At 50.8% G+C, this 20,836-nt stretch carries 23 protein-coding genes; 4 read left to right on the top strand and 19 right to left on the bottom strand.

Features of this window, described 5'->3' with window-relative positions; translation table 11 throughout:
- Positions 1 to 6: 6 nt before the first annotated feature.
- From HG1285_RS14180 to HG1285_RS14210, 7 genes are all read right to left on the bottom strand, one after another.
- A complete protein-coding gene (locus HG1285_RS14180) occupies positions 7 to 558 on the bottom strand; it encodes an ATP/GTP-binding protein (protein WP_008286403.1) in 552 nt (183 codons plus the stop codon).
- Positions 559 to 565: 7 nt separating this feature from the next.
- The gene (locus HG1285_RS14185; RefSeq protein WP_008286402.1) at positions 566 to 1,258 is read right to left on the bottom strand and encodes a DUF4388 domain-containing protein; all 693 of its coding nucleotides are present in this window, start codon (positions 1,256 to 1,258) and stop codon (positions 566 to 568) included.
- A gap of 3 nt (positions 1,259 to 1,261) precedes the next feature.
- Positions 1,262 to 1,618 carry a roadblock/LC7 domain-containing protein gene (locus HG1285_RS14190; protein ID WP_008286401.1) on the bottom strand — a complete coding sequence of 119 codons (357 nt, stop codon included), beginning with the start codon at positions 1,616 to 1,618 and terminating at the stop codon, positions 1,262 to 1,264.
- Positions 1,619 to 1,633: 15 nt separating this feature from the next.
- Complete coding sequence (locus tag HG1285_RS14195; RefSeq protein WP_008286400.1) at positions 1,634 to 2,344, bottom strand: hypothetical protein; 711 nt, start codon at positions 2,342 to 2,344, stop codon at positions 1,634 to 1,636.
- Positions 2,345 to 2,402: 58 nt separating this feature from the next.
- Complete coding sequence (ilvN, locus tag HG1285_RS14200) at positions 2,403 to 2,984, bottom strand: acetolactate synthase small subunit (RefSeq protein ID WP_008286399.1); 582 nt, start codon at positions 2,982 to 2,984, stop codon at positions 2,403 to 2,405.
- A gap of 11 nt (positions 2,985 to 2,995) precedes the next feature.
- Complete coding sequence (ilvB, locus tag HG1285_RS14205; RefSeq protein WP_008286398.1) at positions 2,996 to 4,747, bottom strand: biosynthetic-type acetolactate synthase large subunit; 1,752 nt, start codon at positions 4,745 to 4,747, stop codon at positions 2,996 to 2,998.
- Positions 4,748 to 4,852: 105 nt separating this feature from the next.
- On the bottom strand, positions 4,853 to 5,779 hold the full coding sequence (locus HG1285_RS14210; protein WP_008286397.1) for a hypothetical protein: 927 nt from the start codon (positions 5,777 to 5,779) through the stop codon (positions 4,853 to 4,855).
- 139 nt (positions 5,780 to 5,918) lie between these two features.
- On the opposite strand from HG1285_RS14210, the gene atpA reads away from it, so the two are divergent.
- The 4 genes from atpA to HG1285_RS14230 are packed head-to-tail and all read left to right on the top strand — an operon-like array spanning position 5,919 to position 9,013.
- On the top strand, positions 5,919 to 7,430 hold the full coding sequence (atpA, locus tag HG1285_RS14215; protein ID WP_008286396.1) for a F0F1 ATP synthase subunit alpha: 1,512 nt from the start codon (positions 5,919 to 5,921) through the stop codon (positions 7,428 to 7,430).
- Positions 7,431 to 7,434: 4 nt separating this feature from the next.
- On the top strand, positions 7,435 to 8,268 hold the full coding sequence (locus HG1285_RS14220; protein ID WP_008286395.1) for a DUF72 domain-containing protein: 834 nt from the start codon (positions 7,435 to 7,437) through the stop codon (positions 8,266 to 8,268).
- Positions 8,269 to 8,319: 51 nt separating this feature from the next.
- Complete coding sequence (gene panD / locus HG1285_RS14225) at positions 8,320 to 8,721, top strand: aspartate 1-decarboxylase (RefSeq protein WP_032496340.1); 402 nt, start codon at positions 8,320 to 8,322, stop codon at positions 8,719 to 8,721.
- Positions 8,693 to 9,013 (top strand): rhodanese-like domain-containing protein, encoded by a 321-nt coding sequence (locus tag HG1285_RS14230; RefSeq protein WP_008286393.1) that lies wholly within the window; start codon positions 8,693 to 8,695, stop codon positions 9,011 to 9,013. Before panD ends, HG1285_RS14230 begins: the two co-directional genes overlap by 29 nt.
- On the opposite strand, the gene HG1285_RS14235 is transcribed toward HG1285_RS14230, so the two are convergent.
- From HG1285_RS14235 to HG1285_RS14290, 12 genes are all read right to left on the bottom strand, one after another.
- Positions 9,010 to 10,242 carry an HDOD domain-containing protein gene (locus tag HG1285_RS14235; RefSeq protein WP_008286392.1) on the bottom strand — a complete coding sequence of 411 codons (1,233 nt, stop codon included), beginning with the start codon at positions 10,240 to 10,242 and terminating at the stop codon, positions 9,010 to 9,012. The genes HG1285_RS14230 and HG1285_RS14235 overlap by 4 nt on opposite strands.
- A complete protein-coding gene (gene glyA / locus HG1285_RS14240; RefSeq protein ID WP_008286391.1) occupies positions 10,208 to 11,494 on the bottom strand; it encodes a serine hydroxymethyltransferase in 1,287 nt (428 codons plus the stop codon). Before glyA ends, HG1285_RS14235 begins: the two co-directional genes overlap by 35 nt.
- Positions 11,495 to 11,506: 12 nt before the next feature.
- Positions 11,507 to 12,952, bottom strand: coding sequence for a hypothetical protein (locus tag HG1285_RS14245; protein WP_008286390.1), 1,446 nt, complete (start codon positions 12,950 to 12,952; stop codon positions 11,507 to 11,509).
- 15 nt (positions 12,953 to 12,967) lie between these two features.
- Positions 12,968 to 13,966, bottom strand: a complete 999-nt coding sequence (locus tag HG1285_RS14250; protein ID WP_008286389.1) for a radical SAM protein — start codon at positions 13,964 to 13,966, stop codon at positions 12,968 to 12,970.
- Positions 13,967 to 14,002: 36 nt separating this feature from the next.
- Positions 14,003 to 14,449, bottom strand: coding sequence for a glycine cleavage system protein H (locus HG1285_RS14255; RefSeq protein WP_008286388.1), 447 nt, complete (start codon positions 14,447 to 14,449; stop codon positions 14,003 to 14,005).
- 45 nt (positions 14,450 to 14,494) lie between these two features.
- Positions 14,495 to 14,899 (bottom strand): DsrE family protein, encoded by a 405-nt coding sequence (locus tag HG1285_RS14260; RefSeq protein WP_008286387.1) that lies wholly within the window; start codon positions 14,897 to 14,899, stop codon positions 14,495 to 14,497.
- Positions 14,900 to 14,912: 13 nt separating this feature from the next.
- Complete coding sequence (locus tag HG1285_RS14265) at positions 14,913 to 15,899, bottom strand: CoB--CoM heterodisulfide reductase iron-sulfur subunit B family protein (RefSeq protein WP_008286386.1); 987 nt, start codon at positions 15,897 to 15,899, stop codon at positions 14,913 to 14,915.
- 21 nt (positions 15,900 to 15,920) lie between these two features.
- Positions 15,921 to 16,682: a 4Fe-4S dicluster domain-containing protein gene (locus tag HG1285_RS14270; RefSeq protein ID WP_008286385.1), complete on the bottom strand. Its 762-nt coding sequence runs from the start codon at positions 16,680 to 16,682 to the stop codon at positions 15,921 to 15,923.
- Between the two features lie 12 nt (positions 16,683 to 16,694).
- Positions 16,695 to 17,495, bottom strand: coding sequence for a hypothetical protein (locus HG1285_RS14275; RefSeq protein WP_008286384.1), 801 nt, complete (start codon positions 17,493 to 17,495; stop codon positions 16,695 to 16,697).
- 2 nt (positions 17,496 to 17,497) lie between these two features.
- Positions 17,498 to 18,556 carry an FAD-dependent oxidoreductase gene (locus tag HG1285_RS14280; RefSeq protein WP_008286383.1) on the bottom strand — a complete coding sequence of 353 codons (1,059 nt, stop codon included), beginning with the start codon at positions 18,554 to 18,556 and terminating at the stop codon, positions 17,498 to 17,500.
- 64 nt (positions 18,557 to 18,620) lie between these two features.
- Entirely contained in the window at positions 18,621 to 19,958 is a 1,338-nt protein-coding gene (locus HG1285_RS14285) for a heterodisulfide reductase-related iron-sulfur binding cluster (protein WP_008286382.1), read from the bottom strand.
- A 54-nt stretch (positions 19,959 to 20,012) separates the two neighbouring features.
- Positions 20,013 to 20,747: a 4Fe-4S dicluster domain-containing protein gene (locus HG1285_RS14290; protein ID WP_008286381.1), complete on the bottom strand. Its 735-nt coding sequence runs from the start codon at positions 20,745 to 20,747 to the stop codon at positions 20,013 to 20,015.
- Between the last annotated feature and the right edge of the window lie 89 nt (positions 20,748 to 20,836).

The raw sequence follows: 20,836 nt of genomic DNA, 5'->3' as shown, positions 1-20,836 counted from the left end.
AAACCTTCAGGAACTCTCTAAACTATATCTGATAATTTCCAGAAGGGTTAGTAAGGTCTTCTTAACGTCCTCTTTGTCCTTGGCGGAGAGAGGTATGACAGGTATTCCCTCATCTTCCGAGATGTCCAAGGCGAACTTCACGTCCTCGGGAGACCACGCGTTCGGCAGGTCTTGCTTGTTGGCACCGACCACGACCGGCACGGGAAACCTTGACTGAAAAAAGTTTATTATCTTCCTCGCCTCGTGGAAGGTTTTAGGGTCTGTGCTGTCAACGAGGACTATTATCCCCAAGGCACCCTCTCCAAGTATCTCCCACATGAAGTCAAAGCGCGACTGCCCGGGCGTTCCGAAGAGGTAGAGCTCGTGCTCGTCGTCTATGCGTATCTTTCCGAAGTCCATGGCGACGGTGGTGTAGTCCTTGACGCTCTTCTCGGTTACGCCGGAGGTCTTCCTCTCTGTCGCTACGGTCTTTATCTCACTGACCGTGTTTATGAATTGGGTCTTGCCCGCCGCAAAGGGACCCGCCACCACTATCTTGATCTTCTTCAGCTCCTTCATGCCTCACCTACAGTTGTTTGATCTTCTCTATTATCTTTGCGAGGAGGTCAAGGGTTATGGAAGGCTTCTGGACTCTCTCCTTCCTCTTCCTCCTTATTATCCCGGAGGCGAGGAAGCCGTAGAGAGCCCTGTCCACCGTTAGCCTGTCTATGCCAGCCTCCTTTCTTATGTCTGCCACCGTCCTGTTCCCATTTACCAAGGAGAGCACCTTCTTCTCCTCTTCCGTGAGGTTAACCTTAGCCACCCTATCGTCCGCGTCGGGAGCCTTTTCAAAGACGAGAAGCTCGTCCGATATCTTCCTCTCAACCTCGTCCTCCGTCAGGGATCGGGAAGCCCTGATTATCAGCTCCTCAACCGGGTAGCGCACGGGGACATCGCTGTCGTACTTTATAAACCCTGGGGTGAAGGAGAATATACCTTCCTTCTGCTCCAGCCTCGGCAGGAAGAAACGCTCTATGGTTTTGTGTATATCTTCCTTCTTTATACGTAGCTTGTTTATGAGCTGTTCAAAGTTCCTGTCCGTGTAAACCCTGAAGACCTTATCTACCGGTCTTGCGAAGACGACCTCCCCGTCCTTAACGTAGTAGGCTACTATCATGTCCTTCCACTCTACGAGGAGGACTCCACTCTTCTTGTCCTTGGCGAGAACCTGAAGTATATCTGCAAAACTGAAAGTGGTTAAATCTCCGGTGAGAGCCATCTATTAACCTATAGCCTCCTTTAGCTGGTCTTGGGCTTTCTTAATCTCCATGAGCAGGAGACCCAGCTTGGCTGCGTTGCTGGCGAGAACCGTGAGCACGGCATCCTGACCTATACCGGTCAGGACTATGTAACCTTCCTCTCCCTTTATGGTGATCTGCTCAAGGGTTCCCTTCTGAAGCTCCTCTGTAACCTTTTCACCGAGAGATAGTATGGCGGCGCTCATGGCGGCGACCCTATCCTCTTCTATACCGGGCTTTAGAACAGCGGATATGGGGAGACCATCGGCACTTACGAGAACTGCACCCTCAAGACCGGAACTCTTGATCAGCTCCTGCAGGACCTTCTCGTACTTATCCATATCTTATAACCCTCCTTAATCTACTTTTATGAACTTCAGCTCTTCCCTTATCTCTCGCTCCAGCCTCATTATCTTTTCTATCCCCTCCTTTACTCTCTGAACATCTATTTTATCGTCTTTTTCTTGAAGAAGTGCAGAAATTCTCTCTAATTCTTCTCTGCACTCGTTTAGCCTGCTCTTTAGACCCGCAAACAGCTCCGCGTAGTCTTCAAATACATGCTGAACCGCCTGACCTATGGCACCGACGGGGTCAAGCCCCGTGGGAAACTCAGCCTTCAGGTCTCCCTCCTGAACCTTGTCCAGAGCCTCCAGTAGCCTTGAGGCGTTCTCGGAAATGCTCTCTATCTGGTCTTCTAAGGAGCTTATCTGTCTCTGATATTTTTCCTCAAAACTCTGGACGAGCTCCTTTATGCTGTTAACCACGTCTATCACCTCTTCATGGAGGGGAATGGGGACGACCATCTTCTCCTTGTGCTTCTCTTCAAGGATATCTATCACGTAGAGCAGCCTGCCGAAGAGCTCCTCAAGCTTACCCTTAGTCCAGAGTATGTTGAATAGAACCCATGCAGAGGATATCGCAAAGCCAACGCCCAGGGCGTAGTAAGGACTCATGCCTCCCAGGAAGAAAAAGGCAAAGGAGAGCAACACACCCAAGAATATGGATGAGAGCAAAAAGAACTTCAGGAGCTCGCTCGCTAAAGAAGATATCTTGGGCGTTTCAACCATTGGCTCACCCTCTAATCCCCCTATGGGAGGATATCGTTACAAGCTTAGGTTTTTTCAATTACTCGGAATTGCCCTCATCAACGAAGAGCTCTCTCCTCATTGCCACCTTCCCCGTCCTCGCCATCTCCTTTATACCAAAAGGTTTCAGGAGTTCAAGCATGGCGTCTATCTTGCCTTCGTCCCCCGTAGCCTCTATGGTGTAAGTCTCTGGGGATACGTCAACTATCTTTCCCCGAAATATCTCAACTATCCTCAAAACTTCATCCCTTGCCCTTGAGGTAGGGGTATGAACCTTCACGAGAACGAGCTCCCTCTCCACGTGGGGAACGTCAGTTATGTCCCTAACCTTAAGGGTATCTATGAGCTTTCTGAGCTGCTTTACCACCTGGTCTATAACTATGTCGTCCCCCACAACCTCTATGGTCATTCTGGATATACCGGGCTCGTGGGTCTCTCCTACGGAGAGGCTCTCTATGTTGTATCCCTTACCCGCTATGAGGGTCGCTATCCTCGCCAGTACGCCTATCTCGTTCCTGACCTTGACGTTTATTACATGTTTCCTGACATGCCCCTTTCTCGTCTGCCTGAACTTGGGTGCTTTGGCGACCGTTATCTCCGCTCCGCCGACGGTGTCAGCCATAGGTAACCTCCTTAACCTACCAGATACATAGTTTCAGCTTCGGTTCCCTTACCGTCCTCAAGTATCATGTCCTTGTAAGACTTTCCAGGAGGAACCATGGGTAGCACGTTTTCCTCCCTGTCAACCACGAAGTCCATTATCACGGGCTTGTCATCTATCTTCATAGCCTCCTCAAGTATCTCCCTTACCTCTTTAGGCTTCTCAGCCCTGAAGCCTACAGCACCCATGGACTCCGCCAGCTTCACGAAGTCGGGCTGTAAGCTCAGATCCACCTCAGAGTACCTCTTGTCGTAGAAGAGCTCCTGCCACTGGCGAACCATCCCAAGGTATGCGTTGTTTATTATCGCCACCTTGACGGGTATCCTGTACTGCACCGCAGTTATTATCTCCTGCATGGTCATCACGAAAGACCCGTCCCCATCTACCACGAAGACCTCCTTCTCTGGTCTTCCCACCTTGGCACCTATACCCGCAGGCAGTCCAAAGCCCATAGTTCCCAGCCCACCGGAGTTGAGGAACTGTCTCGGATAGGAGTACTTAAAGAACATCGCTGCCCACATCTGGTGCTGACCCACGCCGGGCACTATTATGGCATCTCCGTTCGTTACCTTGTGTATCTGCTCTATCACGTATTGAGGCTTTATGACCTTCTTGGAGTTTCTGTAGGTGAGTGGGTGGAGCTTCTTCCACTTTTCTATCTGCTCTATCCACCTCTCTCTCTCTTCGGGGTAGGCTATCTTTGCTCCCTTCCTCTTTAGCTCGTTTATAAGCTTCCTGAGGACTATCTTCACGTCGCCCACTATGGGGACGTCCACGATTATGTTCTTGGATATGGATGCGGGGTCTATGTCTATGTGGATTATCTTGGCGTCCGGTGCGAACTCGTCTATCTTTCCCGTAACCCTGTCGTCAAACCTCGCCCCTACCGCTATAAGAAGATCGGAATTGTAAACCGCCATGTTGGCGTAGTATGTACCGTGCATTCCCAGCATTCTCAGGGCAAGGGGGTGATCCTCGGGGAAGGCGCCCTTACCTTGGGTTGTGGTGGTAACGGGTATCTTCATAAGCTCAGCGAGTTCTATAAGCTCCTCCTGGGCTTCCGAGTTTACCGCACCGCCACCAACGTACAGGACGGGTCTCTTAGCTTCCATTATCAGCTTCGCCGCCTTCTTTATCTGCTGTATGTTCCCTTCAACATGGGGCTTGTAACCCGGCAGAGACCTCTTCACCTCGTCCATGGAGGGTATCTTCACATCGGAGAGCTGCTGGGTTATGTCCTTGGGTATGTCCACGAGGACGGGTCCAGGTCTTCCCGTACTGGCTATGTAAAAAGCTTTCCTTATCACGAGCGGAAGCTCGTCTATATCTCTGACCAAGAAGTTATGTTTGGTTATGGGTCTCGTTATCCCTACTATGTCAACCTCTTGGAAGGCATCGTTTCCTATCATGTGGGTGGGAACCTGCCCGGTTATGACGACCATCGGAACGGAGTCCATGTAGGCGTCAGCTATTGGGGTAACTATGTTGGTGGCTCCGGGTCCCGAGGTGGTCATGGCGACACCAACCTTGCCTGTAGCCTTGGCGTACCCCTCAGCCATGTGCCCCGCACCCTGTTCATGACGGGCGAGTATGTGTTTTATGCTTCCATCCCTGTACAGGGCATCGTAGACCTCCATTATTGCACCGCCGGGCAGACCGAATATTACTTCAACACCTTCCTCTTTGAGGGTTTCTATTACTATGTCCGCGCCCTTTCTTGACATTAGACTATCTCCTCCTGATATACATAAATCGTAATATATAAAATTTGTATAAACTTAAAGGAAGTTCAAGCTCTTTGGTAAAGGCTTTCCTTACATCCAGCGTAATTATCTTACTTTGTGTCCTGCAGGGGCTCCCATGAACACCGGAGGCTTCTCCGGTTCAGGCTTAGCCTTCTTCTCAGGGACGTCTATAACAGACACCACATCCGAGCCTTTGAATGGAGTTCCGTCCTTCAGCTTACCCCAGAGGTAAACCCTCAATCTCTCAGAGACCATCCAGCCCTTGACCTTGTGCCTGTCAAAAATGGCTATGAGAAACTTCGGGTTCTTTGTTATCACCTTTACGGGCTTCGTCCCCTGAAAGATTATGCTGCTTGGGTCTATGTCTTCCACCCTGTAGCCCGAAGGCGGTTCTACATGAACCTCCATCTTTGACCTTGAGGTAAGGTTCACGTTAATGACCCTCGGAACTACTCTTATCCTCGTCTCAAGTAAGGGTCCCGGAACGAGGGTGTCCCCTAAGAATGTGTCTGCAAATACGTTGTGACCCTCTCCGAAGTCCCTCTCTATCTGAGCTTCTATCTCTTCAGCGTCGTCGGCCCTCGGTATGGGGGTGTCTCCCATCGCGTCAAACTTTCCCTCCACAGGTGGGAACTTGCTTCTGAAGGAGAAACAGCGGAGCTTCTCTCCGGGGGCTATGAGTGCGTCTTCCCATTCTTCGTCCGAGACTTTGCTGTCGCGGTTCCAGACTATCCTTCCCTCCTCCCTTATCAGGACCTTCCATCCTTTCGGCTGTCCTATGTCGCGGACAGGTCCCTGAGGGTATAAGGTGAAGACGCTCACAGCCTGCTCTGCGTTTGGCAGATTTTCAACCTCGTAGGAGTAAATGTGTTCTTGTGTATCGGGGTCAAAGTCCACGTTGACATGAACCACCACGTTCACCTTGTTGGGCGGAATGTAGGGAATTTCTACTTCCGCAACGGAAATTCCCACCAAGAATATCAGACAAGCCATAAACACCGGAAACCTCATCTTTTTCCACCTCCCCTTTGTTATTTATGCGGCTTAAATTTAATGTCTTCCGTTTGGTGTGGTCAATATTCGTTCCAGCGTTTCAGGGTTTTCAGCTCTTGTGATATAATTCTGAGACATAAAATTAGGAGGTTCCGAAATGGGAATGCTCAGCTATGAGGAAGCCCTTGACCTTCTGCGTCAACAGATAAAGGACTTTGAAGCAGAAGCCAAGATGGAAGAGGTCGGCGTGGTCTATTACGTCGGTGACGGTGTTGCGAGGGCTTACGGTCTTGAGAACGTTATGGCGATGGAGGTCGTTGAGTTTGAAGGTGGTGAAAAGGGCTTAGCCTTTAACCTTGAAGAGGACAACGTAGGTATCATCATTCTTGGAAGTGAAACTGGTATAAGGGAAGGTTCAATAGTCAGAAGGACTAACCAGATCCTCTCAACACCGGTCGGTGAGGGACTCGTTGGTAGGGTCATAAACCCACTGGGTGAACCCCTTGACGGGAAGGGACCTGTTGAGTACGAATACATGTCTCCCGTTGAGAAGATAGCCCCGGGAGTTGTTGCGAGGAAGCCCGTCCACGAGCCTCTCCAGACGGGTATAAAGGCTATAGACTCTATGATCCCCATAGGTAGGGGACAGAGGGAGCTTATAATCGGTGACAGGGCTACCGGTAAGACGACGATATGTATAGACACGATCCTCAACCAGAGGGATACGGACGTTTACTGCATATACGTTGCCATTGGCCAGAAGAGATCAACCACCGCAAGGATAATAGAGCTTCTTGAGAAAGAAGGTGCCATGGAGTACACCACCGTGGTGGTTGCTTCAGCTACAGACCCCGCATCACTCCAGTATCTTGCTCCATTCGTAGGCTGTACCATAGGGGAGTACTTCAGGGACAACGGAAAGCACGCTCTCGTCGTTTACGACGACCTCTCCAAGCACGCTGAGGCATACAGACAGCTCTCCCTCCTGATGAGAAGACCTCCCGGAAGGGAAGCCTATCCAGGTGACGTTTTCTACCTACACTCAAGGCTCCTTGAGCGTGCCGCAAAGCTGAACGACGATCTGGGTGCTGGTTCTCTAACAGCCCTACCCATAATTGAGACCAAAGCCGGTGACGTTGCTGCTTACATTCCCACCAACGTCATATCCATAACCGACGGTCAGATATACCTTGAGCCTGACCTATTTAACAAGGGTGTCAGACCCGCTATTAACGTTGGTCTTTCGGTCTCAAGGGTCGGAGGGGCAGCGCAGATAAAGGCAATGAAACAGGTCGCGGGAACGCTCAGGCTTGACCTCGCCCAGTTCAGGGAGCTGGAGGCTTTCGTCCAGTTCGCATCGGAGCTTGATAAGGCTACTCAGCAGACCATAAACAGGGGTATGAGGCTCGTGGAGCTCCTCAAGCAAGAGCCCTATAACCCTCTACCCGTTGAGAAGCAGATAGTTGCCATATTTGCAGGAACGAACGGATACCTTGATGACCTGCCCGTTGAGTCGGTTAGAAAGTTTGAAAAGGAGCTATACGCTTTCCTTGACAACGAGAGACCGGACGTGCTCCAGGAGATAAAGGAGAAGAAGGCTCTGGACGACGAGCTCAAGCAGAAGATCAAGGAAGCTCTGGACGCCTTCAAGGAAAGGTTCGTTCCCTGATTAGGTGAGGGGGCGTAAAAGAATATACGTAGGTTGCAGTGGCTTCTCTTACAAAGACTGGAGGGGGGTCTTCTACCCCTCCAACCTCCAGCAGTCAGAATTCATAACTTACTACGAAAAGTTCTTTGATGTTCTTGAGGTTAACTACACCTTTTACTCCATGCCCCACACTTACACCGTAGGGAGCTTCCTTGAAAGGAGCAAGAGGCTACGCTTCTCGGTGAAGGTGAACAGGGTCTTCACCCACGAAAGAACCTACTCGGATAAAGAGCTAAGGCTGTTCCTTGAGGGTTTGAAACCCCTTCTGGAAAGCGGCAGGTTTATAGCCTTCCTATTCCAGTTTCCTCAGAGCTTTGGTTACTCACCTGAGAGTATGGATTACATTGCGAGGCTGTCGGAGGACTTCGCTGGCTACGAAAAGGCAATTGAGCTCAGGAGCAGGAGCTTTGGGCGCAGCGAGGTGTATGAGCAGTTGGAAAGCCTCGGCTTCTCTCTGGTTAATATTGACGCTCCTAAGGTCAGGGGACTTCTCGTTGGACCTTGGAAGTCCGTGGGAGAGCTAAACTACGTGAGACTTCACGGCAGGAACGAGGAGAAATGGTTCGGAAGCGAGGAGTCCTACGAGAGGTACGACTACCTCTACTCTCAGGAGGAGCTTGAGGAGCTTAAGGCTAAGATAGAGAGGCTGAACAGGGAGAAGGAGACGTACGTTTTCTTCAACAATCACTACCGTGCTAAGGGTGTGCTGAACGCCCTTCAGCTCAAGGAGCTCTTCGGTGAGGAGGTTAACATACCGAAAGGTTTGAGGGCAACCTTTGGAAGGAAGCTATGGGAGTAGAAATTTATAAGAGATTTCGTATATTATTATCTGCTCGGAGGAGGTGTTCAGTTGAGGAGACAGATGCTCAAATCAAAGATTCATAGGCTTACCGTTACCGGAGCTGACCTTCACTACGAGGGTAGCCTTTCCTTAGACGTTGAGCTCATGGAGGCTGCCGACCTTCTTCCCTTTGAAAAGATAGACGTTTATAACATCAACACCGGCGATAGGTTCACTACCTACGTAATACCTGCACCGAGGTATTCGGGCACTGTCAGGCTAAACGGTGCGGCGGCAAGACTGGGTGCAAGAGGAGACCTTATAATAATAGCCTCTTACGCTGAGTATAACGAAAACGAGCTTGAATACTATAGCCCCCGCCTCGTTTACGTTGATTCGGAAAACAGGATAGTATCCCTGAAAAGGTCTATGGAGGAAGAGGATGTTCAATGTACCGGAAGTAACACCTGAAGAGGCTAAGAAGATACTTGAGGAGGAAGGTGATAAGGTTGTCCTTCTGGACGTCAGGACTCCACCGGAGCACTTTCAGCTGAGGATACCCAACTCAATGTTCATACCCCTTGACGACCTGAGGTACAAGCACTCCGAACTTCCCAAGGACAAAAAGTACATAGTTTACTGCAGAAGCGGTGAGAGGAGTGCCTTCGCCACTTACTTCCTGAGACACATGGGATACGACGCCTACAACCTTGCAGGCGGTATAATCGCCTGGCCCTACGAGAGGGAGTCTGGGCAGGGTTAGATCCTGAGTATCTCTTCAGCCTGGGACTGAGCTTGAAATAGAAGGTTCTTAAGTTCGTAGGCTTCCATCCTGAGTTTGGGAGCGAACTTCTCCACCATGTGGTCAAGCTTCTCACCACCGAGCTCAAGCGCTTCCTCAAGTATGCTCGCTTCCTGGAGTGCGAGGCTGAGGCTCTTGTTAACCCCCGTGTAGGCGTCTATTATCTCCTGGTCTATGTTCACCTCTCGGAGAAACTCTATCTTGTCAACGCCGAGTATCTTATCTATCAGAGAGAAGAGTCCCGCCAGATAGGCTTCGTTTGCGAGCTCGGGCTTTATCCTCCTCATTACCTCCTCGGCTATTATCGCCCTTATCAGGGACTTCTTCCAGAGGTATGGATTTTCAACGGACACGTAATCGTTGGTTGCCACCAGGAGGGTAAACTTCTTCAGATTGTCCATACCGAGGTAGGCGCACGCCTGAATAAGGTCTTTAATCTCTTTTCTCCGTGCGAAGTAAGCTGAGTTTACGAACCTAAGTAGCTTTGCAGACATACCCACATCGCTCGCTATTATGTTCGCAAAGTCCTTTATACTCTGCACTGTGTTCAGGGCAGCTATCATTCTCATCAAGGTGCTCTTAAGGAAGGGGGCTATCTCAAACTCCTTTATGGTGGACACGGAGCCAAGGTAGTTGCCTTCAAAGAGGTCTCCGTAGTTCAGAACCCTGTTGAAGTCTTCCTCCGTTTCTATCCTGGATATGAGTATCTTCTTCTGATTTCTCTTGACAGCGTTCACCCGCGCCTCATCCACTGTCTTGGCGGAGAACTCAACTATGTGGGACATGCGGAGTATGTCCGCGTACTTGCCGGAGTAAAGACCCTCCGTGAGTGCAAGGAGCCCTCCCTTCTCTCTCAGCTCCTCTATCCTCTTTATGGCGTTGGCGTATATGGTCTGTCCCATCTCCATCTGGGGCGGCATGAGCTGAAAAACCACCATCTCCGTGGGCAGAAGGTCAAGGACTTTGTTTAGGAGTGAATCCAGGGTCACGTTTATGAATATCTTCTTTCCATCGGAGACCCTGTTTAAACCGAGCTCAGCCACGAGCTCGGCAACTATGAAGGTGGCTTTGTTGAAGGGTATATCGCTGGGGTACCTGTCCAGGTCATCGGTCTTTCTCAGGTATATCTCATATCCGTATGTGTTTCTGGCAGCATCAAATACCGGCTGCCTTGCTATTGCGAAGCTCATTCATCCGCTCCCTGAGTTCGGGATAAAGGGGGAACTGCTCGCACAGCTCTCTCACCTCTTCCCTCACCTTTTCTATAATCTTATCGTCTCCTAAGTTCTTTACAACCTCGGAGATCATCCTCGCTATACTTCTCATCTCGGCTTCCTTCATTCCCCTCGTGGTCAGAGCTGAGGTTCCTATCCTTATGCCGCTCGTTATCATGGGTTTCTGCGGGTCAAAGGGAACGGCGTTTTTATTGACCGTTATGTTTGCGCGTCCAAGAGCCTCCTCAACTTCCTTGCCAGTCAGGTTCATGTTTCTAAGGTCTATTAGAACTATGTGGCTGTCTGTTCCGCCCGTTATTATCTTGAAGCCTTCCTTTGCAAGCTCCTCCGCAAGGGTCTTTGCGTTGAGTATCACCTGCTTTGCGTAGCTCCTGAACTCTTCCGTCATAGCCTCCTTAAAGGCAACAGCCTTTGCAGCTATAACGTGCATGAGAGGTCCACCCTGTATACCCGGGAAAACGGACTTATCAACTTCCTTCCTGAACTCTTCTTTGCATAGTATAAAACCGCTGCGCGGTCCTCTCAGGGTCTTGTGGGTAGTTGACGTTACGAAGTGAGACACAGGAACCGGGTTTGGATACTCTCCGGCCGCTATCAGTCCAGCGTAGTGTGCCATGTCAACCATCAGGAGCGCTCCCACCTCGTCCGCTATCTCCCTGAGCTTTGCCCAGTCTATAACCCTCGGGTAGGCTGAGGCTCCACCAACTATCAGCTTGGGCTTGTGCTCCTTTGCAAGTTGATACATCTGGTCGTAGTCTATCAGCTCCGTTTCCGGGTTTACCCCATAGTGAACTACGTTGTACAGCTTTCCTGAGAAGTTGACCTTCGCTCCGTGGGTCAGGTGTCCTCCGTGGGCGAGGTTCATGCCCATTATGGTATCTCCAGGCTGGAGGACTGCCATGTAAACTGCCATGTTAGCCTGAGAGCCCGAGTGTGGCTGGACGTTGGCATGCTCAGCGCCGAAGAGCTTTTTAACCCTTTCTATGGCAAGGTTTTCAGCTATATCAACGAACTCACAACCTCCGTAGTATCTCCTTCCCGGCAACCCCTCGGCGTACTTGTTCGTAAGGACGCTACCGGTCGCCTCCATGACTGCGAGGGAGGTGAAGTTCTCTGAGGCTATCAGCTCAAGGTGGTAGAACTGCCTTTCGTACTCCTTAAATACAACGTCAAATATCTCGGGGTCGGTTCTCAGCAGGTTTTCCATGGAAGAATTATATCATCTCCGGGGGCAGAGAATTTCACGAACCTTAAGGGCGCCCTTGATTAGCTCGTCGTGGGTAGGGTTGTCGGAAACGGTCTCCTCCCACACCTCCTCGCTCTCCATTTCAACCCCAGCTTCAAAGTAAGCTAAAACCATGGTGAGGAAGTTTTCAAAGGTGCTTTCTACGATAACCCTCGCATCTTCTTCCGTTGGATATATATCGGCAAAGCTTTCAACGCTGACCTCTTCGGAAAACTCCAGAAACAGTTGTATGCCAAGGCATAAACTCTCTTTTATTTCCGTCTCCTTCGCTTCCCTGACCTCCTGAGAGGGGGAGTTTTCCATCTCCTCGGCGAGCATAGGTATTAGCACGGACAGGTAGGCGAACAGATTTCCCAGATTCATGGGGAAGTCCTCGGTTCTGCCGAGCTTCAGGAGCTCGTTCACTGAGAACATAGCCTTCTGGAGTAGCACCAGTGAGAGTTCCCTGTACTCCTGGTTCTCCGTCTCCTCCCAGCGTTCGTGGAAGCTCATACCGAGGTCTCCGAATATGAGGGGAGAGAACTCCTCAGTGTAGGGTATGTACCTGTCAAAGCTGTACAGGATGTCCTTAAGCACCTCCGTGTTGTCGGTCGCGAGACTTGTTATGACCTCGTATATGGTGAAAGCCCTCTTCTCATCGGATATGTCGCCCTTCACGTACTCCTCAAGCATATCTTTCAGTGTTTTATACGTGGTCTCATCAGTATCTCCCTCAACGAGCCTTGCACAGGCGTAGAGGGACTTTTCCATGAAGAGTGCTCTCAAACCTTTCTCTTCTGTCTCGTATAGTTTCTTCAAGAGGAGCTGGTAAAGCTCTTCGGTGTTTTCCTCGTCCGTTAACCTGAACAAAACGTGCCCCAGAAACATATCCAGGGAATCTATGTCGTATTCGGTGCAGTCAGAGAGGACTTCCTCAACCGTGTGAACGTCCAGGGGAGCGCTTTCTCCCATGAGTAGGTTGTTGAGCTCTTCCACTTCACCCTTCATGAGGAGTTCTTTGAGCTCTTCCACCGACAGGTGCTCTCCCCCGAGATTGATGTTTATCGTACCCACCTGCACGCCTCCGGTAGCTAGTCTCTCAACCATAACGGCTATATCCGCATCCGGGTTGAGGAGTCCTTCCAGCCTGGTCTCTGTGGGGTCTACGCAAACGAAGTCTCCCGTCCGGTCTATCTTCCTCAATACTGACTCAAAGTCTCCTGATCCTCTTATTATGCTATCTATCTTGGTAGGTACTTTCCCCTCGTTGTGGTAATCAAGTATGGCTACCCACTCACCTTTTTCATCGTTTACGTGGAGCAACAGGTAATCAACTGACAGCTTCCTGACGTTGAATAGATAGGTCAGATCCCTTACTCTACCCTCTCCCTCAAGGACTCTCTTTAAGGACTCTCTTCCCCTAAGGATCTTTAGTTTCATACGGAAAAGATAGTATTACATAACTCCGGCTTCAAACATAAACACCGTGGAACAACAGCTCGGCGAGAGAACCGGGTCAAGACCTATGGACTTGGAGTAGGTGACCACTCCCTCCGCAGGGAAGGCTATCCCGTTCACGCCCGCAAGGACAGAGTATATGTCCAGCTTAACCCTCTCCGCACCTGCTGGTCTCGCACACCCTATCATTATGGGGGAAGTTGGCATTGCCTTTCTCGCATGGAGAACCACATCAACGCTCTCTTCAACCGAGGGCGGTGGCAGTAGCTGAAACTTAGCCTTGCCGTAGTAGGGCATCACAACCACAAGCACGAGAGCGTCGGGATTGTACTTGGCTATCATGTCAAGGGCGTAGTATTCACCCTTTATCTTTCCGTAATGGAGACCTATTATCACGTGGGGGACTATCTTCAGACCAGCTTCTTTCAGTAGCCTAAGGGAGTTGTCGTAGTCCTCTACGCTCTTGTGGGGCATCTTGTAAACTTCGGAGATGGTATCGTTGTCGCCCATTATGTCCAAGAGAACCGCATCAACCTCAGCATCCTTTAGTCCTTGCACAAAATCCTCGTCCACCAGACCCACGTGGCAGGTCACCAGCATACCGAGGTCTCTCTTCACAGCCTTCATGGTCTCAAAGAAGGGTTGGAGCTCTACCACGCCGTCCTTGTTAGAACCGCCCGATACCAGAATACCCTCTACACCCTGCTCTTTTAACTGATTGCAGACCTTCCAGAGATCATCGGGGGTGGTGGCAGGTATCATGTGCCAGAGTATCTTGCTGGCGCAGTGGTCGCACATGAGCTCACAGTTCCTTCCCGTGATGGATATGTCCACGAACCTCGGGGGAGTCTTTATGGAGAAGTCCTCCACCTCGTAGTGTTTAAATCCGGGACTGTGAAAATAGACCTTCTTACCGAAGTTCTTGATCCTTATATCAAGACCTTCTCTTAACTTCTCAGCAAGCTTCTCGTCTATATCAAAGTCAAGTTCTACCATGATACTTATAGGACGGGGCGCGTGCGCCCCGTGATTTTACTCACACTTAACGCCTTTCTCTTCGGCTACCTTCCTGAGAGCTTCTACAGCATCCGCACCGCTCATGAGAGACTTGGGATCGTCTGGATTGGTGGGCTTGAGCTTAACTATCCAACCCTCTCCATAGGGGTCATCGTTGGCGAGCCCGGGATTTCCCTTGAGAGCATCGTTTACCTCAACGATCTCACCCTCAAAGGGTGCAGGAACGGGTCCGACCCACTTTCCGCTCTCAATGGTGGCAACGCTCTTGCCCTTCTTGACCACCTTACCCACCTTCTTGGGCGTGTAGGCAACCAGCCTTCCGGCCATAGCCGCAGCAACGGAAGTGAGACCCACGGTGTAAGTACCGTCTCCGTTGTCCTTTGCCCAAGTGAAGGCGTTCGCGTCAGGATCGATGTGATAGAGAAGGTCCTCAGGGACCTGGCATCCGTTTACCTCTGCCATTTTACACCTCCCGTTTATTGGAATTTAGAGAATATTCTATCCCATTTAGAAGACTATCAGCTTGTCAGCTTCCATAGCCCTTATGGCGAACTCGCTCGCTGGTACGACCCCGTCAAGCTCCGGTATAAGCTCCTCCTCTGACAGACCGAGTGAGTCCACAGCCTGCCTGCAGGAGTAAAACCTCACACCCGCCAGTTTTGCGTCCCTCATGAAATCGTACACGGTTTTGGGCTTCTGTCCGTTCTGGGGAAAGCAGTTTCCCTCTCCCGTAGGACATATCTTCTCAGCTATACCCTTTCTTATGAGGTTCGTCCCGTCCATGTTGAAGAAGACCTCAACCTCTGCATCGTTGGCGGCCATAAGAGCGGCGATGTAAAAGGGCGAGGCGCACCGCCAGGGTGTCCTCGGCCCGCTGGTCATGAGTATAACTATCTTCTTTTCCTCGTCCATCACCTACACCCTATCAGGCAAGTCCGAGCCTCTTGAGAACGGGAATAGGATCGGAGAGGTTGTCCTTGAGCTTTACGTCTCCGGCGCTGTATCCGAAGGCGAGACCCATCAGCTGGGTGAAGTAAGCTGCGGGAACGTCCACATCGGGAACACCCTTCATCATGAGCCTGTGTCTGTACATCTCAAGGGACGCGTGACAGAGGGGACACTCGGTAGCTATTATGTCCGCTCCGTTCCTCTTAGCGGTCTGGAGTATCATCATCACGAACTTCTCGGATACCTGCTCGTCGGATAGGGAGTGGGGTCCGCCACAGCACTGGGTGTGCATGGGCTCAAATTCAACGTTGGTGGCTCCTGCGGACTCAAGGAGAGCCTCCATGTAGTAGGGGTGCTCGTCGTCGTCGGCGGTGTCTCTCATTCTGGGTCTCTCCTGCTCCTCGGTTCCTCCGTGGGAGTAGGTTCTGGCGTAGAAGTGGGGTCTGGTGTAGAGACATCCGTAGTAGTTGGCGACCTTCAGACCCTTTAGTGGCTTTCTGGTTCTCTCTTTGACCTTCTCGGGTCCGGCTTCGTGGTAGAACCACTCAAGTATGTGGTAGGTGTTGGGTATCTCTGACAGAGGATCCACTCCACCCTCTTTGAGCAGAGAGTTTATCCTCTCAAACACGTTCTTGTCGGTCTCAAGGAAGTACTCAGCCCTCTGGAGAGAGAAGGAACATCCGTTGCAGGGTGCCACTATGGTGCTGTGACCCTGCCTTTTGGCGAGGGACATGTTCCTTGCGTTCAGGAGCATAGTTCCCCAGAAGGTCACGTTCTTGGTCTCCATAGCGCCGCAGCAGTTGTAGTCCTCAAGGTAGTCCAGCTCAAGACCGAGCTCCTTAGCAACTATTCTGGTGGAAACATCGTACGCCCTTGCGGCACCCTCGAGGGAGCAACCGGGATAGTAAGCGACTCTCTTTCCAATACCGCCCATGGGCGGTTTTCTTACTTGAGCTACTGCCATCTTTTCACCTCCTCAACCATATTAGTGAGCGAAGACTCCCTCTTCGTCCATAACCTTCCTGAGAACCTGCTTGAACCTGTTCCAGTTCTTGGTTCTCGGGTGGAAGAGCATGTGCTTTGCGTTCAGAACGAGGAAGCCTATGTTCATGCTCTTAAGGGGCTTCGCTGCAAGCTCTTTGAGCCACTCGGGAACTCCGCCTATGAAGGGTATGGGCTTCTTGAGTATGGGGTCTTTCACAACTTGGTAACCCTGCTTCTCTATCCATCCGAAGAGGAGCTCTCCGTCCTCTATCCTTCCGTACTCGTAAACGCTCTCAAGGAAGAACTTGTCAAACTTCTTGGAAGGATACTCCTCTATGACTCCCTTCTTAGCCATAACCCTCAGGATAGCCTTGAGAACCTCCTCAACCAGAACTCCCTTGGGACATCTGTGGGTGCACTTGTGGCAGGACACGCACCTCCACATGACGTCCGCTCTTTTCTGGAGCTCGTCTATGAGCCCGAGCCTGGCAAGGTGTATGAAGTGTCTGGGGTTGTATCTCTCATCCCAGTAGTTGTGAACGGGACAAGAAGCTGTGCAGTAGGAACACTGGTAGCATTGGAGTATGGTTTTACCTTCGGGTTGCTGGAGAACCTCGTCAAGGAACTCAAGGTCGTAGTCGTTTATAACCCTAGGGAGTATTATAAGGTTCCAGTCTCCCGATACGTCAACACCGTCAACAACGAGCCTCTCTTTCCTCAGGACCCTTTCCGGGTCAACAAGGCTCCTCTCGTGAATAGCCATGCCTCACACCTCCTAAGTAAATTCAACGGGGACGTTAACCCCGAGGAGTCTCTTCGCCATAACTCCTGCAGGTGGAAAGAAACCCTTTGCGCTGTGCATGGTAGAAAGGGTCATGTAGTCCACGTAAGTGGCGTATATCATCGCCAAGAATATGTCCACAAAGAGATAGCCCTTAACCTTTATACCGAACTCCTGTAGCTTCTCCGCTATCTGTTCATATACCTGTTTGAACTGCTCGTACTTCTCTCCGTACATCCTTCTTCCACGACCTCCCGTGGGAGGTTCCTCTTTCAGGAAGACTATCGCCCCGGTTTCACTCTCCGGATCCCATATCCAGCTCGTCCAGAGTATATACTCGTCGGGGAAGGTGAAGTGAAGGAGTTCTGCGGCTATATCCCTTGCCGACTTCCTGTCTATTCCCCTTATCTCCTTTGCAAACTCATCCACCTTCTCTTCCCAGCTTCTCTCTTCCTTTTTCTTCTTTTTTAGAAATCCGCCCTTCTCGTCTCCGTAAAGCAGGTCGCTTATAGCCTTCTTGAGTCTATCCATACCAGTCTCTTCAACGATCTGCTTCTTCTTCCTTCTCGCGGCGAATATCTTGTCAAGTACAGCCTCTATTTCAGTTTCCTTCAGGGAGGGAAGTCTATCTTTGGCGAGCGTGTGCTGGAAAAACTCCGATTTCTCTACAAGTTCCTGATAGAACTCCTGGGCGAAGTCTTCCCCCTCGCCAAGGATCTTTATCAGATAGTCCCTTATAAGGGCATCATCAAGCGTGACAGCCTTAAAGCCGCCTTCCTTCTTTTCTTCGTTCATAGTTATGCTGACACCTTAGCTCCTATAAATGTTGCGGCTTCTGCTCCAGCAGCCTCACCCTCGGAGAGGGAGGACTCTATGTCTATGGGTCCCTTACAGGCACCTGCGATGAATATGCCTGCCTTGTTGGAGACTATGTTTGAACCGGCATCCTCCGCTGGAACGAGGAACTGGCTGTCCGGGTCCTGTGCAAGCCCGAGGATCTTGGCTAACTTCTTGGTTCCTTCGGAAGGCTCCATTCCGAGGACGAGAACTACCAGATCCATGGGTATCTCGGCAGGTCTCTGGACTATGGTGTCCTCGTGCTTAACCCTGAGTCTTCCGTCGGAGGGGCTGTAGGTTATTTCAGCTATCCTACCCCTGACGTACCTGACGCCGTGCTTCTCCTGGGGAGCCCAGTAGAAGGGATACTCCCAAGTTCCGTAGGTTCTGACGTCCATGTAGTAGCAGAAGACGTCAACGTCAGGATACTTCTCCCTTATCTCGGTTCCCTGAAGACCGGAGAGAGCACATCCGTACCTACAGCAGTGGACGTTGGTGACACCGAGCTGTCTGTCCCTTGAGCCCACACAGAAAACGAAGGCAACCCTTTTGGGAAGCTGTCCGTTGGAAGGTCTGTAGAGCTTGCCTTCCCTTGAAAACATCTGCTCAAGCTCAAGGTTGGTGATAACGTCGGGGTAGATGCCGTATCCGAGCTCACCTTTTCTCTTTGCGTCAAAGTGCTGGAATCCGGTTGCCACAACGATAGCGGCTACCTCATGCTCCTCTCCGTTGGAGAGCTTTACCTTGAAGTTAGGAGCCTCACCTTCGCAGGCTTCAAGCTCAACTCCCAGCTTAACATCAACGTTGGGATTGTTCTGAACCTCTTCAATGAAAGGTCCTATAACCTGCTGGGGAGTCATCTTCCTGGGTATGAGGGTGTGGTAGTCCTCAATTACGGGTCTTCCACCGAGCTTCTGCTCCTTTTCCACCAGTATGGTGGGTATTCCGAGTTTTCCCAGGGTTCTCGCCGCTGCGAGTCCTGCCGGACCTCCTCCGACTACCAGAACACTCTTTGCCATCTCCAACCTCCTTAATTAAGAGTTATAGAATAAAGGGGGCAAAAGCCCCCACAACATATCCCGTTTAGGACTTGAAGAGAGGCATATCTGCGGAAGCAGACCTCTTCCTCTTGAACCCGTCGGAAGTCTTGCTGTAGGGCTCGTAGAGGTCGTACTCCTTGAAGAACTCCATCAGCTCGTCGTACTTTCCTTCCTTCTCAAGCTCCGCTATCTGCTTTACGGTGTCCTCCCACTCCTTTCTGAGATCCTTCCAGTTGGTTATTCCCATCTTCTCAAGGAGGGGCTCGTAGTTGGAGCAGTTCCAGTAGAGCTGGACTATCTTGAAGGGGTGAGCTCCGCATGCGAGAGCTGAGAACATAACATCTGACATAACCGCAACGGGGTGATACATTCCGTGAGCCTTACCTATCCACTGGTTCTTCTCAAAGGTGGTGGTACAACCGGTGTCGTGGGTGACTATGAGGTCAGCCTTGATCTCCTCGGCTATAACTTTGAGCTTCCTCTGTATGGCGAAGGATCTGGTGAACTCCCTCTCGGTGAGGATGTGCCTGAAACCGAAACCACAGCAATCGTACCAGGTGGAGTAGTCAACCACCTGAGCACCGAGAGCCTTAACGACTGCAGTAGAAGCAGCGGGTCTCTGTCCGTTGTAAACTTCCGCGTCGTAGGGGTAGTCGTCAGCCATCATCTTCCAAGTGTGACAGGCGTTGTGTATAGCCACCCTTACGTTGGAAACGTCTATTCCCTTAGCCTTGCCCTCTTTCTCGTAGAGCTCGGCTATCTTGTTTCTGACGGCGTGGACCCACTCTGAGTAGTGAACGACCTCTTGGGGTATCACTATCCTCCCGTCCTCGGTGAGTCTTCCGAGCTTCTTGAGTATGGGCTTGACCGCATCCCTGAGCTCTTTGTTGAATATGAGCTGCTCCCTCGTCTCCTTGTAAGAACCGAAGGAGGTTCCGCAGTGTATAAGGGGATAGTATCCGGTCTTCCAAGCCTGGTGCATGTTCCTCAGCCAGACAGCCGCGAGAGCAACGGGGTTAGAAGTTCCGGAACCGTGGTAGTTCCAGGCCGTGCAGGAAGTCTGGTGAGGCTCGTTGAGGTAGTCGTAGCCAAACTTGTTCATGAACCAGAAGATAGAAGCAGGGTATCCAGGTATGTTTCCACACTGACCGCAGGACTTGTGGTGCCAGAGCTTGGCGGTGGGAACGGTCTTTATCCTACCGGTTCTGGTGAAGACCTCAACAGGCTTATTCTCCTCGGTGATCTTAAAGACAAGGATCTCGCCCTTTTCCTCAAGCTCGTGCATCTCCTCAAAGAGATGGTCGTAGTGAGAGTGCTTGTTCAATATCGGAAAGGGTTCAGGATCCGCATATCTCAAATATGGGCTTTTTCCATGTCCCATAACTACACCTCCTCAAAATTTTTCCTCGGGGTTTCATCCCCTTTAGTTAGCATATTACTCCTCTTCCTCCTCTTCCAGAAGCTCTTCCCAACGCTCCTCGTTCTCCTCCACTATGTCCATTATGACGTTGTAGAGGTTGGGGTCAAGCTTCTCAAGCATCTCAAAGATGCCTGTCTCTCTCCATATCGTGTACATCTCTATGGCTGTTTCAAGGGAGACTTCCCAAGCGGTCTTAACGGACTTACCCACGTCAAAGGGTATAGCCATCCTCTTAGCCCTTATGTTCTCCATGTTGTCCTGCATCTTGGGACCCCAGTCGGGGAAGAAGTCCGGCTGTAGCATGTCCGCTGAGAGCTGGTTTCCGGTGGTCATGACCTTTAGAAGAACCCTTCCGTAGGGCTTAAGAAGGTCTTTGGTAGCCTCAAAGGCGTTCCTGACCGCAACCTCCCTCATTATTATGACGAGTCCGCCGGGGTTGTTGACGAAGGGACACCTTATCCAGCAGGTAAAGCACTGGGAGCAAGCCCAGATGTATTCGTGCATCATGTCGTAAACGACTTCCACGTCTTCCTCAAGGAACCTCTGGACTATCTCTCTCGGGGAGTAGTCAAAGAATCTATTGGAAGGGCATGATGCCGTACAGACTCCGCAGTTCAGGCATCCGAAGAGGAACTCCTTAAACCTGAAGTCTGACTTCACCTCTTCGTAAACCCTTACCTTCTCTTCCCAGGGGACCTCCTTTGTCTTCTCGGATATGGGTATGTTGTATCCGTAAGGATGTCCTTCCATCTCAGCACCTCCTCAATTTGGTATGCACAGATACTAAGTTAGTTTCTTTATTGGGAGAAAACAAAAAAATTTCGTTATAGGTATATAAA

Source organism: Hydrogenivirga sp. 128-5-R1-1 (assembly GCF_000171895.1).
This window is presented reverse-complemented; position numbering and strand designations above follow the sequence as displayed.

Bases quoted from the DNA above. Each gene is read 5' to 3' on its own strand.
- HG1285_RS14245 (WP_008286390.1), bottom strand. From the start codon at position 12,952: ATGAAACTAAAGATCCTTAGGGGAAGAGAGTCCTTAAAGAGAGTCCTT.
- HG1285_RS14275 (WP_008286384.1), bottom strand. From the start codon at position 17,495: ATGAACGAAGAAAAGAAGGAAGGCGGCTTTAAGGCTGTCACGCTTGAT.
- HG1285_RS14180 (WP_008286403.1), bottom strand. From the start codon at position 558: ATGAAGGAGCTGAAGAAGATCAAGATAGTGGTGGCGGGTCCCTTTGCG.
- HG1285_RS14210 (WP_008286397.1), bottom strand. From the start codon at position 5,779: ATGAGGTTTCCGGTGTTTATGGCTTGTCTGATATTCTTGGTGGGAATT.
- ilvN (WP_008286399.1), bottom strand. From the start codon at position 2,984: ATGGCTGACACCGTCGGCGGAGCGGAGATAACGGTCGCCAAAGCACCC.
- HG1285_RS14235 (WP_008286392.1), bottom strand. From the start codon at position 10,242: ATGAGCTTCGCAATAGCAAGGCAGCCGGTATTTGATGCTGCCAGAAAC.
- HG1285_RS14280 (WP_008286383.1), bottom strand. From the start codon at position 18,556: ATGGCAAAGAGTGTTCTGGTAGTCGGAGGAGGTCCGGCAGGACTCGCA.
- HG1285_RS14230 (WP_008286393.1), top strand. From the start codon at position 8,693: ATGTTCAATGTACCGGAAGTAACACCTGAAGAGGCTAAGAAGATACTT.
- HG1285_RS14190 (WP_008286401.1), bottom strand. From the start codon at position 1,618: ATGGATAAGTACGAGAAGGTCCTGCAGGAGCTGATCAAGAGTTCCGGT.
- HG1285_RS14260 (WP_008286387.1), bottom strand. From the start codon at position 14,899: ATGGACGAGGAAAAGAAGATAGTTATACTCATGACCAGCGGGCCGAGG.
- HG1285_RS14270 (WP_008286385.1), bottom strand. From the start codon at position 16,682: ATGGCTATTCACGAGAGGAGCCTTGTTGACCCGGAAAGGGTCCTGAGG.
- HG1285_RS14185 (WP_008286402.1), bottom strand. From the start codon at position 1,258: ATGGCTCTCACCGGAGATTTAACCACTTTCAGTTTTGCAGATATACTT.
- HG1285_RS14285 (WP_008286382.1), bottom strand. From the start codon at position 19,958: ATGGGACATGGAAAAAGCCCATATTTGAGATATGCGGATCCTGAACCC.
- HG1285_RS14265 (WP_008286386.1), bottom strand. From the start codon at position 15,899: ATGGCAGTAGCTCAAGTAAGAAAACCGCCCATGGGCGGTATTGGAAAG.
- HG1285_RS14250 (WP_008286389.1), bottom strand. From the start codon at position 13,966: ATGGTAGAACTTGACTTTGATATAGACGAGAAGCTTGCTGAGAAGTTA.
- glyA (WP_008286391.1), bottom strand. From the start codon at position 11,494: ATGGAAAACCTGCTGAGAACCGACCCCGAGATATTTGACGTTGTATTT.
- HG1285_RS14255 (WP_008286388.1), bottom strand. From the start codon at position 14,449: ATGGCAGAGGTAAACGGATGCCAGGTCCCTGAGGACCTTCTCTATCAC.
- atpA (WP_008286396.1), top strand. From the start codon at position 5,919: ATGGGAATGCTCAGCTATGAGGAAGCCCTTGACCTTCTGCGTCAACAG.
- HG1285_RS14290 (WP_008286381.1), bottom strand. From the start codon at position 20,747: ATGGAAGGACATCCTTACGGATACAACATACCCATATCCGAGAAGACA.
- ilvB (WP_008286398.1), bottom strand. From the start codon at position 4,747: ATGTCAAGAAAGGGCGCGGACATAGTAATAGAAACCCTCAAAGAGGAA.
- HG1285_RS14195 (WP_008286400.1), bottom strand. From the start codon at position 2,344: ATGGTTGAAACGCCCAAGATATCTTCTTTAGCGAGCGAGCTCCTGAAG.